The sequence below is a fragment of the Sediminicoccus sp. BL-A-41-H5 genome, from assembly GCF_050632405.1.
GTDB lineage: Bacteria > Pseudomonadota > Alphaproteobacteria > Acetobacterales > Acetobacteraceae > Roseococcus.
In genome coordinates, this window is sequence record NZ_CP192601.1 from 2,947,435 (window position 1) to 2,959,331 (window position 11,897).

General features: G+C 71.3%; 11 protein-coding genes. 2 read left to right on the plus strand and 9 right to left on the minus strand.

The window, feature by feature from the left end:
* The first annotated feature begins 14 nt into the window (after positions 1-14).
* Together ACQ860_RS14450 and ACQ860_RS14455 are read left to right on the plus strand one after the other, a co-directional pair.
* Positions 15-350: a hypothetical protein gene (locus ACQ860_RS14450; protein ID WP_431304036.1), complete on the plus strand. Its 336-nt coding sequence runs from the start codon at positions 15-17 to the stop codon at positions 348-350.
* On the plus strand, positions 347-742 hold the full coding sequence (locus tag ACQ860_RS14455) for a dihydroneopterin aldolase (RefSeq protein WP_431304037.1): 396 nt from the start codon (positions 347-349) through the stop codon (positions 740-742). The genes ACQ860_RS14450 and ACQ860_RS14455 overlap by 4 nt, the downstream gene beginning before the upstream one ends.
* 239 nt (positions 743-981) lie before the next feature.
* On the opposite strand, the gene ACQ860_RS14460 is transcribed toward ACQ860_RS14455, so the two are convergent.
* The 9 genes from ACQ860_RS14460 to ACQ860_RS14500 all read right to left on the minus strand — a co-directional run bounded on the left by ACQ860_RS14460 (position 982) and on the right by ACQ860_RS14500 (position 11,891).
* Positions 982-1,161: a hypothetical protein gene (locus ACQ860_RS14460; RefSeq protein ID WP_431304038.1), complete on the minus strand. Its 180-nt coding sequence runs from the start codon at positions 1,159-1,161 to the stop codon at positions 982-984.
* 18 nt (positions 1,162-1,179) lie between these two features.
* Positions 1,180-3,237, minus strand: coding sequence for a hypothetical protein (locus ACQ860_RS14465; protein WP_431304039.1), 2,058 nt, complete (start codon positions 3,235-3,237; stop codon positions 1,180-1,182).
* Complete coding sequence (locus ACQ860_RS14470; RefSeq protein WP_431304040.1) at positions 3,237-4,796, minus strand: hypothetical protein; 1,560 nt, start codon at positions 4,794-4,796, stop codon at positions 3,237-3,239. Before ACQ860_RS14470 ends, ACQ860_RS14465 begins: the two co-directional genes overlap by 1 nt.
* Positions 4,797-4,906: 110 nt before the next feature.
* On the minus strand, positions 4,907-5,368 hold the full coding sequence (locus ACQ860_RS14475) for a hypothetical protein (protein WP_431304041.1): 462 nt from the start codon (positions 5,366-5,368) through the stop codon (positions 4,907-4,909).
* A gap of 3 nt (positions 5,369-5,371) precedes the next feature.
* A complete protein-coding gene (locus ACQ860_RS14480) occupies positions 5,372-6,610 on the minus strand; it encodes a phage tail protein (RefSeq protein ID WP_431304042.1) in 1,239 nt (412 codons plus the stop codon).
* Between the two features lie 18 nt (positions 6,611-6,628).
* The gene (locus ACQ860_RS14485; RefSeq protein WP_431304043.1) at positions 6,629-10,309 is read right to left on the minus strand and encodes a tape measure protein; all 3,681 of its coding nucleotides are present in this window, start codon (positions 10,307-10,309) and stop codon (positions 6,629-6,631) included.
* Entirely contained in the window at positions 10,306-11,043 is a 738-nt protein-coding gene (locus tag ACQ860_RS14490) for a DUF6441 family protein (protein ID WP_431304044.1), read from the minus strand. The genes ACQ860_RS14485 and ACQ860_RS14490 overlap by 4 nt, the downstream gene beginning before the upstream one ends.
* 3 nt (positions 11,044-11,046) lie before the next feature.
* A complete protein-coding gene (locus ACQ860_RS14495; RefSeq protein ID WP_431304045.1) occupies positions 11,047-11,262 on the minus strand; it encodes a hypothetical protein in 216 nt (71 codons plus the stop codon).
* A 41-nt stretch (positions 11,263-11,303) separates the two neighbouring features.
* A complete protein-coding gene (locus ACQ860_RS14500) occupies positions 11,304-11,891 on the minus strand; it encodes a hypothetical protein (RefSeq protein ID WP_431304046.1) in 588 nt (195 codons plus the stop codon).
* Positions 11,892-11,897 lie beyond the last annotated feature (6 nt).

Here is an 11,897-nt window from a genome sequence, read left to right on the forward strand (position 1 = left end):
GAAAATAATGCGATATGTATGAGAGCACGAGGACCGATTCGATCAACCGGTATCGGCATCTGACCGGAACGATCATGCCAGACCTGGCGAGATCCGGAAAAACGGAATGGCCAGTGCGCAACGATCACTGTTTTCAAAGAATTGTCCTCGACGCGATCTGCAATGGCGTCTGGTATGACCATATCGAACGACCAGCATACAAGCACCTCAGCGATGCGCAGGCGCTGCGGGCAGTTCAATTGTGCGAGGACATTATCTCGGGTCGTATCGATCTTGCCGACCTGAACCGGAAATCACTCATGTGGCGCGGGAAACTGCCAGCCAGTGCGAACAGAAGGGCTTACCCATGAATAGCCATGCCCGGATTGAACTGCGCGATCTTCATCTTCCGGCGTCAATCGGGACATACGGGCCGGGCGATGTCGTGCCCGATGCCCATGTCCTCGATCTCGACCTCGAAATCTCTGCTGATCTCATACAGGTCGCGTCGGATGCGATGGTCCACGTGTTTGATTACGATCCTCTGATTGCACAGATCGCAGTGATTGCACGCAGCCGGAAATTCGAAACACAGGAATACCTGATGACACTGATCGCACAGGCTTGCGCGGCCCACGCCGAAATCCTCGCTGTAGAAATTTGCCTTCGGAAGTATCCGGTGTTGGCAGGAACAGGATCGTTGGGCGTTCGTTTGATCGTGGGTAGCGAGGATTTAGCGGCAATGCGGCGTTCAAAATATTAACGAGATCGGAAGCTCGATCATGCCTTCATGCAACCTTCACTTGTAAATTTCGCGATTATCCGACTATCGGCGAACGCGCTTGCGCCATGTCCGGTGGCTGCCGGAATTTAATGTTTATTGTATCACGGCGCGCACTTCGTCCGCACTCAGGCCGTGCAAGGCCTCGACACTCGTAAAACTAGTGGTATCGCTTGGTGTCCGCTGCACAAGCTGGAGTGGTCGGGATATGCGGGACGGGCCTATCCGCCCAACATTCTCCGCAGCACCGCGACCACGCTGCCTTCGCCCACCAGCAGCAGCAGGACAATGGCGGCCAGCACCATTTCGATCCTGCCGAGCCGGTTGTTGGCTTGTTTCCAGCGTTCGGCGCAGACCGCCTCGTGCACGGCGAGCCTCGCCGCGACATCATCTTCGCTCATTGTTTGGTCTCCTGTCCCCTATAGCCGCTCGACGATCCGGAAAGCCCGGTTCAGCAGTGGGAAGCTCCCGCGCACGGCCGCGGCCTCTTCGCCGGGCTGGTTCACCGCGCCCCATATCGCGCGACGGTTGGTCTCTGCCCGGCTGTCCGCGGTCTCCGGGATCCAGAGCGCGTCCCGCGCCGCACCGAGCCGCCGCACGAGGTCGCGATGCGCGTCCGTCGCCTCGGCGCGCGAGAGCGCCGGCAGCGTGAAGGCCGCAAAGCGCGGGTTGGCCAGCGCGGGCACGACGAACTCGGCGCCTGTGAGCGGGTTGCGGTCGCGCTGGTCGAGGATCATGCGCCCCTCGCGCACGCCGTAGGCCATGCCCCGCGCCAGGCGCCAGAGCGGGCCGGCGGCGAGGATGCCGATGTCGATCGCCGGCAGGGAGGCGTCGGCGACGTCGACCAGGAGGTAGCGCGCTGTCGCAGCGCCGCTGCGGAGCAGGACGACGTTGCCGTTGGCCTCGTCGCCCGTGCTCGCGGGCACCGCTCCGGTGTCGTGCGCGATTGCCGTCGTGTCGAGGGAGGAGCCCGTGGCGGACAGGGCGATCGCCTGCCCGTTGGTGAACCGCGCGGCGTAGACGCGGATGGCCCGATAGAAGACCTGCCGCTCGCCGGAGGTGATGTTCAGCCTGTTGAGTGGTGGCATGACGACAGAGGCTGACGACCCCAGCAAGGTGCCGTTCTCCGCCACGGCCGCATCGTTGGTCGCCGCGGCAATCGTGCCCCGCGTCGCGACGCCGGTGGCGCGCGCCACGGTCTGCTGGAATTGCGTCGCGTTGGAGCGGACAACGCGATGGGCCAAGCTCACGCTGGTCGTGCTGGCGGCGGTGACGCGGAGCTGGATGGAGTCCAGGTTGCTGCCATTGTCGAGGCTGACATGCCCGACAAAGCCAGTGGCCGCGGTGGCGGTGGTGACCTGCTCGACGTGCAGCGTCGCCGCGCCGGAGACCGCCACGGTGAGCGAACCGCCATCCACGGCCCGCGTCGCCGCCGCTGGTGCCCCCGCGGCGGGCAGGATGGGCATGGTCGGGAAGGTGCCAAGCTCGACCTGTGGGAGAGCCAGGCGGATGGTGACGTCGTGGGTGCCTGCGTTGAAGTTGAAGGCCGCAAAGGGCCGGATCCGCGCGACGGTGGCGCCACCCGAGAGGGTCATCACCTGCACCGCGCGTTGCGCCGCCAGCCGCCCCGTGCCTGGCACGGCCTGGTTCTCGAAGCCCTGCCGCACCGACGTCGCGGTGCTCGTCAGTTCGGCGATACCCGCCTGATGCGTGGCGATGCCGCCGGCGGCCACCGCCTCCAGCTTGGCGAAGTAGGAATGGGCGAAGCTGTCGCCGTTCAGGCCGGCGATGGCGGTGGTGGTCTCGAACCAGATGTTGCCACTGCCGGTGCCGGAGGGGACGGTCCCGGTGAAGCGCACCGCGACGTAGGGCATGCCATTCTCGGTGCCGGTGCCCGCGATCTGCGCGGCGATGCCGTTGGTTCCGCCGATGGCCCAGTTGGTCGGGGCCGTGCCGGGGTTCCCGGCGACCGCGCCCTCGGCGCGCGGGTTCCGTACGCCGTTGGTGCGCGCCGGCTCGACCAGCAGGCCAAGGCGGGTGAGCGTCGCTGGGTCGTGCGCGATGCGCCATTCCGAGCCGGCGGCGACGGCCAGGTCCCCGGCCGCATTGAATAACGTCGCCTCCCCAGTGCCGGCGCCGCCGCGCGTGCCGGTCCAGCCGGTCATCGCCGATGGCGTGGCGGAGAGGAAGTCGAGCCCGACGAGCGGCGCCGCCTCGACGAGGGCCTCCAGCGTCCCGAGCCGCCAGCGCGCGGTGGCGGAAGCGCCGAGGTTGGTGGAGATCAGCGCCACGGCCTCCACCGGTGTCGCTGCCCCGAAATCGATCAGCACCGAGGCCACCCCGCCAGTAAAGCGCGCGCGCAGCCGCGGCTGCGGATCGCGCAGGTTGGCCGCGGGCATGCCGGCCGCGGTTGGCGTCAGGGCGGTGAGCGCGACGGCGTCGCGGACGCGCTCGTCGTAGAGGAAGGCGCCGGGCATCAGTCGGATCCTGCGAGGATGATTTCGACGCGCCGGCCGGCCAGCGCCTCACGCCAGCCGATGACGACGCCGGAGAGGCCGGCGTCCAGGCCATAGGCCGGATAGGCGATGCGCCCGATCTGGCCGATCTCGATCTGGCCGAGATAGCGGTCGGTGGTGACGGCGACGAGCCGCGGTCCGCGCTCGATCCAGTCGCGCCAGCGCGCGGCCCGCACGCCCGCGGCGGCCTCGGTGGCGTAGAGGCCGGGGAGTGTCAGGCTGCGCTGCTGTGCCACGCGGCTGGTGACCAGCGCGCTCTCCGCCCGCGCGACGGACTGCGCGGCCTCGAGCCGCTGTCGGTCGGCGGCCGGGACGCTGCCGGCCATGTTGGAGAGCGGCGACCAGTTGCGGCCCCAGGCGACTTCCACGACACGCGGTGGTGGCTGGAAGGCGGCCGGCAGGGCCAACGGGCGGCACTCGACGATCCAGGGGGCGGGAAGCTCGAATTGCGGCACCGGATCGCGCGCCAGAGGGTCGGAGAGCCGCAGCCGGCCGGTGCGGTCGCCGGCGAGAATGGCGCCACACCCTGCCAGCACGGTCTCGGCGGCTGCCAGCGCCGTGGTCGGTGTCGCGGCCTGGAAAAAGCCAATTGCCCCCGGCAGGTCGGCATCGGCCAACGCCCAGGCGTCAGTGTCGAATTCCGTGGCGCCAAAGCCTGGCCCGAGGGTCTGCAGCAGCCGGCGCAGCACGCCGGCGGTGGTCTCGACATAGCCCTCGCCGGCATCGCCGCGGAGATCGCAGGTCACGTCGCCGTCCGGGCTGGCGCCGATCTGGAAGCATCCCTGGGCGGGCCAGTCGCACGCCTGCCCGACGGTGGGCGTGCCAACCACCATGGTCTGGGCCACGCCCCTGATACGGACAGTGTCATGCGCCTGCACCGCACGCCAGGAGGATTGCCAGGTGGGCAGCGCGCCGGCGCCCAGGTCGATGTTCCCCAGGAAGACCGCCGCTGCATTGAACACCCTCCCGAGGGCCACCGGCTTGGGCTTGCCCTTGAGGTCGGCACCGCCCTCAAGGCCGCCGGTGCCCTGATAGAGGATGGGCTGCAGCGGGGTGTTGAGCCGATCGGTGGCGTCGGCGAGTGCGATGCGGGCGCGCTGGCCGTCCGTGCGGTCCACCGCGGCGACGGTGCCGGCAAAGACCAGCCGCGCCTGGGCCAGCGGCGTGCCCACGTCGGATGCGCGAGAATTTTTGACATCGGCCAGACGGACCGAGACGGCGCGGCCGGTCGCGGTGCCGTAGCGGGCGAGGTCGGCGGCGAAGCCATCGCCATCCCAGATCTCGATGGCAGCGGCGGCGAGGGCCGCCCGGCCGCCGAGGCCGAGGGCGTCCACCGCCGTCTGACCGATCTCGACGTCGCCGAGCAGCCGCGGCGTCCAGGGTGTGCTGGCGGGTGTATCGGCCGGCGCGCTCGCGTATCCGGCCGAGGCGATGCGCAGGGTGCGGAGATTGCCCGAACTGACAAAGGCGCTCGGCAGCGTCGCCGGTGCGACGGCTGCGGCTGGGGCAAAGGCTTCCATGGATCAGCCTCCTGATATCAGCCGCCTTGGCCGCGGACTTCGATCTCGACGAGGACGATCACCGCAGCAGGCTGGCCGCCGGGGGAGAGGATGGGACGTGTCGGCATGGGTCAGGGAGCCAGGATCACGTCAGGATCAAGGGCCAGCGCCGTGACAAAGCTGCGCACCTGCGCATCATCCGGCGCGATCATGCTTGCCGCCTCCCAGCGCTCGCGCAGCAGCAACTCGGCGTCCGTGAGCTCGCCATCGGGCCGGCCGATCTTGAGGGCAGCGCGGGCGTCGCGCAGCTTGCCGGCAGCGCCGATGCGCTCGACCACCACGAGCTTGGAGACCAGGACCGGCGGAGGAATGGCGGGTTCCGGCGGTGGAGGTGGCGGCAGTGGATCGATGATCGTCACCTCGGCCATGCCGCCAGCGCGCGCAATGGCCTCGATGAGCGGTGCCTCCACCGGCGCGGGGACCCCGACGGAGGTGCGGTGCGCCTCCAAGGCGGCCATGAAGTCGTTGACCCGCTGTTCCAGCGTGCCGGCAAAGCCGTCATAGCCCGCGCGTGCGATCTCGATGCCTGGCATGGTTCAAACTCCTGCAAAGAGGGCGTAATTGCCGATCAGGGCCGGCGGCATATTGGCCGAGCCGCCCGCGCCGGCGGTCTGGATGCTGATCCCGGTGCCCGAGCCGCCAATGCCGATGCCATGCGCATGATCGCCGACCCAGCCGATCAGCGCGCCCTGGTCGATGTAGTTGGTGTTCTCGATGCGGATGAAGGGGCCGGTGCCTGAGGGCGGTCCTGGGAACCAGGACCCTGAGTCGAAGTCGAACGACGTCCCCACGCCAAAGGGCCAGGCCGTTCCATGATTATGTGCGCCGGCATTGCCGGACCAGGCACCATGGGCGTGCCAGGGATCGCCCACGCCGTGCGCGTGTGCCGGCATGCGCTCATCGCCGCCACCCGCGCCCAGGGTGCTGCCAGCGATGCCACTATTGCCGGCGGTGACACGGTTGGCCGCGGTGCCGCCGAGATTGTCCCGCCCGAACAGGGCGCGGCCGCGCAAGTCGGGCGTGCCAAAGGTGGAGCTGCCATCGCCGACGCCGTAGCTGGTGCCCAGCGCGGCAAAGAGCGCGGCATAGGCGCTGCGCGAGAGGTTCTGGCCGTTGGGCCAGACGCAGAGCGGCGGCAGCGAGGTGCTGGCGATCGGGATCAGCTCGCCGACAATGCGCCCGAAGTTTTGTGGCGCCGAGAGCAGCGCGGTCCAGCCCGTACCGGTGTTGAACAGCTCGGCCGAGAAGCCCGGGTTCAACGTGACGGTGGCGCCGCCGTTCACTGTCTCTGTGCCGGCGGGATCGACGGTGAGGTCGGCGGTACCGCTGTTTCGGACCAGGACGCCCATGCCCGGGGGGACGATGGCTATGGTGGGCAGGGCGAGGATTGCCGGCGCCGCCCCGGTGAAAACCACGAGGTTTCCGAGGTCGGCGAGCGACAGCGTGGCGCCGGCGGCGAGCGGGAGGACCTCGCGCGCATTCGGCTCCAGCACCGCAAAGACGTCCTTGGTACCGGCCGGCAGGGCGACCGGGTTCCCGGCATTGCTGCTGGCGAGCACGGTCGCGCGCGTGAGCGCGCCGGGACTGCCGCCATCGAATTGGCCGTGGCCGATCTCGAAGCCCGTCGCCCAAGAGATGCAGTACAGCACGCGCCGGGCCGAGGTCCCGAAGGTCCCCTGAAAGCCGCGCATCGCGGAGGGTGCGGCGTTGAGCGCGAGCGGCCCGGTGCCGGTGGTGTCGGTGGATTGCTGGGTGCGGTAGCCGAGGATGGGCATGGTTGCTCCTCAAGAAGGTCAGGCGACGCGGCGCAGCAGCGCCTCGTTCTGCGCGGTGAGACGGCGCAGTTCGACGAGCAGGGTGCGGAGCACCTCGGTCTGCTGCTGGCCGCTGGACAGGATGGCGAGCTCGACGCGGTCGGTGCCGGTGGCCTGAGCCTCGAGGAGGGCCGCGAGGTTGGCGGTATCGGCGCCGGGGACGGCCTGGCGGATGGTGCTGGCGATGTCGGCCACCAGCCCTGCGTAGCGATCGGAGGTGCCCAGGAAGTCGCGCGCGACCGGCAGCACGGCCTGGGCGAGGCGGGCGAAGTCGGAGACCTCCTCTGGGGTCGCGCCGTCGGCGAGCGTGCCGCGGGCCGTGTTCAGCGCCTGCAGCCCAGCGAAGTAGCGCGTCTCCGGGGCGAGGCCGCCCAGGTCGCCCAGCGTCAGCTGCTCCAGCAGGCCGCGAGCGGAGGACTGCCGGGCGCGCTCTTGCGCCAATGCCTGCTGGTTATAGCGCTCGGCGATGGCGAGCCGCTCCCCGGCGAGGGTCTGCTCCAGGCGCGCGATGCGGTTCCAGTAATCGGCGGTGCCCTCCAGCCCGAGCTGGAACAACGTCTCGCGGAGCTGGCGCACCTCCTCGCGCGCGGTGTTGTCGAAGGCGGTGAGGTCGGCACCACGCTCGTCGCCGACAAGCCGCAGCCCTCGCGCGCTCAGGTTGGCGTCAATCGCCCCCAGCCGATTGGCCCGCTCCTCCTCCAGCCGGCCGATGCGCTCGGCGCGGCGGGCGTTGAGGTCAGCCTCAGACAGGCCGAGGTCGCGGGCGCGCGCCGTCGCCTCGTCGAAGGTCTTGTTCAGATCCTCCAGCGCCTTGAGGAAGCCGCTGACGCGGTCGGGCTTGCCCAGCGTCTCGAACACCCCGCGGACCCAGTCGACGGCGTTCAGCGCCTCCTCCAGCCCCGCGCCGCGGCCGCCCAGCGTGCCAAGCACGGTCTGGACGTTCCCGTTGCCGCTGCGCAGCCCGCGGGTGAGTGCCGCGCCGTCGAGCTCGCGCGGGCTGCCACTGGCCTGCCCAAAGCCGAGGGCACCGCTGATTCCCTCGAAGCGCAGGTCGCGCTCGCGGATGGCGACGTTGATGCGGTCGAGCTGCTCCTGCACCGCCGTGCGGGAGCCGGCCTCATCCCAGCGCTTGCCGCGGGCGGCGGTGATGGCGAGTTGGCCGGCCTCGTTCACGCCGTAGAAGACGTCGCCCCCCGCGCGCTGGGCCATGCCCTTTTTGGTGGCTCCGAACAGCGCGCCGCCGCCACCCCCGATGGCGCCGCCGATCAGGCCGCCGATGAGCGTGCCGATGCCGGGGATGATCGAGCCGATGGCGGCACCCGCCAGCGCACCGGCGCCGGCACCGATGGTGCCTCCGGGGCCCACCGTGCCGCGCATGCCCCCCACGATGGAGGAGATGAGCATCCCCGCGCCAAATCCTGCACCGGCGCCCCCCAGCAGGCTGCCCAGCGTGGTGCCCATGCCGGCGGTGCCGAGGCCCGAGGCGGGCAGCACGGGCCCGGCGACGCCGGCGGGGAGTGCGGCCGTGGCCCCCGCCCCGGAGGAGGTGGTCCAGAGCGTGGTGCCAAGGAGGCCGCCCGAGCCGGTCAGGCCGAGGGAGGCGCCCAGGCCGGAGAAGACGCCACCACTCCCCGTCAGGCCGAGGCTCTCGCCCAGGCCCGAGAAGATCGAGGACCCGGCGACGCTCGACAGCCCCGACACGGTGCTGCTCGCCACGCCACCCGCTGCGTCGGCGCTGCCGCTTTCGCCAGCAGCCGAAAATGCACCGGCCAGCGTCGGCCGGGTTGTGCCGAGCAGCGCATTGGCCAGTGGGTTGACCAGGCCCAGCTTGGCGAGATCCGCGGCCGCGCTGGCGAGTACGGATTTGGCCAGGCTGCCGAAATCGAGCGCCGCCTTGCCGCCGGAGGTGAAGGCGCTGACCAGCCCCTGGCCAATCCGGTCGAAAGCGGTCTCGCCAACTCGGGAAAAGGCATCGCGGGATTGCTGCTCGAAGCGCTCCACCTCCCTGCGCGCATCGTCCATGGCGCGCTCGCGGCTGCGGCGCGCCTCTGCGTCCCGGCGTTCCTGCTGCTCCCCCGCGCGCGTCAGCGCGGCCTGGACGGCGGCGGCGGGAAACACCGTCTGCCCGGGCGGGGCGTTCTCGTATTCGACCTCGCGCACCTGGCGTGCCGTCTCGCGGGCGGTGTCGCCCAACCGCTTGAGAGCGTCGTCGCGCTCGCGGTCGGCGGCGGCGCGCAGCCGCTGGGCCTCGGCACCCTCCACCGCGCCGCGCGATAACAGCGCCTCGATTTCGCGGACCCGGGTGGCGTGCTCCTCACGGATGCCGCGCTCCTTGTCGAGCGCCTTGCGGAGTTCCTCCAGGGATCCGGCATCGCGCCGCCGCTGGCCCTCCGCGCGCTGACGCTCGGCCGCCTCCTGCTCGCCCAGCCGGCGGACCAGCGTCTCTCGCTCGATCTGCTCGACCTCGCGGTTGAAGCGCTCGAGCTCGGCGATGGCGCGCTCGCGATCGGCGCGCAGGGGTGCGGCCTGGCGGCGCAGCGTCTCCAGGATCGCGTCCTCGGGGGCGGTCCGGCGCGGGTTGGCCTCGAGCGCGGCAATGCTGCGCTCGATCTCTGCCGATTGCCGATCAGCGTTGGACAGCCGCTGCTGCGCGGTCGCCTGGCCGGCGCGGGCGGTCTCCTCCGGCGTGCCGAGGCCGACCGACACGCGGGTGCGGTCCACCGCGGCGGCCGCGGCCTGCGCCGCACGCGCAATGGCCTGTGACAGGCCCAGCGCCCGGTCGAGATCCGCCGCAAAGCGCGTCATCGCCTCGCCGAGGATCGAGAAGGACCGACCCATGGTGGGCGGCAGCTTCTCGAACTCGGCGTTGATGCGCTCGCCGGCGCGGAGCAGCGCGGGCATCACCACGTCGGCAGTGAGCTTGCCCTCCTCGCCCATCTTGCGAAGCTCGCCGACACCGACCCCGAGCTGGCGCGCAAGCGCCTCGGCCAGGGTGGGCATGTTCTCCAGGATGGAGCGCAGCTCGTCGCCCTGCAGCTTGCCGGAGGCCAGCGCCTGGCCGAGCTGCATGACGGTGGCGGTGGTCTCGGAGGTACTGGCGCCGGCGACGATGCCGGCCTGCTGCACCGTGCGGACGAGGGCCAGCACCTGGTCGTTGGTCGCACCCACCTCGCGGGCGGCCAGCGCGAAGCGCGCGAAGGCGCCGGCGCTCTCGGAGACGGCGACGCCGGTCTGCTGGGAGAGCCGGTAGAGGCCCTGGTAGGCCGCCTCGGCCGCGGCGATCGAGCCGGTCGCGGCCTGCAGCCGGGCGAGGGATTCGGTCGCCTGGTCGCCGGCGCGGGCCACGGCGACGCCGGCGGCGACGGTGCCGGCGGCGAGTGCCGCGATGGCGGTGGCGGCAAGGCCGGCGCCGGTGGCGATGCCCGCGAAGGCCCGCTCCGTCCCGCCGAGGCCGACGCCCATGTTGGCGAAGGCGCGCACCGCGCCGTCGGAGGCGGCGGCGAGCCCCTGCAATGCGGGCTGCGCCTGGGCGGAGGCGGCGTCGATGCGGCGGAGTGCCCGCTCGCCGCTCTCGCCCACCTGCTCAAGCGCGCGGCGCGTGGGCTCGGCGTTGTCGGCGGTGAGGCGGATCGCGATGGTGCGGGCGGCGCTGCCGCTCATGCCCGGCGACCCAGCTCGGCGGCGAGCGCGCGCGCCAGGATGCCCGGGGCGCGGCGGCGCAGGGCGGCGACGTCGAGCCGCTTACGCAGGCTCACCTGGCGCAGGAGGAAGAACATCGGGACGAACCCCTGGGCGAGGATTTCGCGGGTGCGCTGCTGCTGGCCGCGGCGACGGCCGGTCAGGATTTCAGCGTTCGGCCCGACAAAGAGCCGCAGGCGCCGAGCACGGCGCGCGATGCCGCTGGCGGCGCGGACGCGCAGGCACCAAAGCCGGACCGACGGGTTGGATTTCGATCGAATGACGAAGGCGTCGCGCCGTGCGGCCTGCATCTGCGCGGGGGTGACGCGCAGCCCGCCGCGGGCGGAGGCGCCGCGCCGGCCGCCGGCGGCATTGTAGGGCGTGGGGAAGGCGAGATAGCGCCCGCCGCGGGCGACGATGGGGATCCCGCGGTCGAAAGCGTCGACGAGCCTGGGCGCGTTGGTCCAGACCAGGGCAGCGGGCCGGAGCGTGCGTGGCGCAGCAGCGGGCGGCGGGTAGAGGCTCAGGCGCCAGGCATTGGCGACGGCGCGGCCGCGGTCGCTGAAGCCGGCGGCGCGGGCCTGGGCGCGGAGTTCAGCCTGAACCTCGCGGCCGGCGCGCTCGACGCCGCGGCGCATGGCGCGGGCGGCGTCGCGGACCTCCGCCTCCAGCGCGGCGCGGAGGTCGCCACGGATGGCGGCGGTGAGGAGGGGCATGGGTCAGCCTCCACCGGCCAGGCGCCGCCGTTCCTCGTCGAGCGCGGCGTCGATCCCGCCCAATGCCGCGAAGGCATCCATCACCCAGGCCGCCTGATCGCCGACACCGCCCGGATCGGGCCAATGGGCGATCCCGCCCATGCCGCCGCGGCAGGCCGCCCAGAGGCGGACGAAGGCATGCCAGGGCTCGGCAATGGTGAACCGTGGGTTCTCCGCCAAAGGCTCGCCACCGACGAGCCAGTCGCCGCCGCCCTCGGGCCTCAGGCCGCCGTTATAGGCGCCGGGGTCTCGTGCGACGGCGAGGGCGCCCCGGAGTTTTTTGCCGCGTCCTGACCGGGCTGCATGAGGGTGCTGGCCCGCCAGCCCACCGCCTCGACCTCGTCCTGCGGAAGCGCCTCGAGGAGGTCGTCGGGCACCAGGCCACGCGCGCGACGGAACGGCGGCAGTCCGTCGCCCTCCCAGCCGCGGAGCGCGTGCCGGGCGGCGACCCAAGGCAGCGTGCCGAGGTAGCGCTGCCGCGCCGCGAGCAGCCCGGCATAGACCGGCACCGTGGCGCAGGCTGCCTCGATGGTGCCGAGCTGCACCTGCACGGCCGCGTCGTCAGGCGTGGCCTCTGAGGCGTCGATCACGGCCAGCAGTTCGCCGGTATTCTCCGGCGCGATCTCCCGCACGGCGGCCCGGAGCGCGTCGAGCATCTGGCTATACGAGGGATAGATCCCGCCCTCACGTGCCAAATCGGCGCGGAAGGCCTGGCGCTCGCGGTAGGTCAGCGGCGCGACGAGATAGCGGCGCTCGGTGCCGGGCGGCCCAAACCACTCGGCATCGCGCCGCGAGAAGACAACGGTCATGGGTTT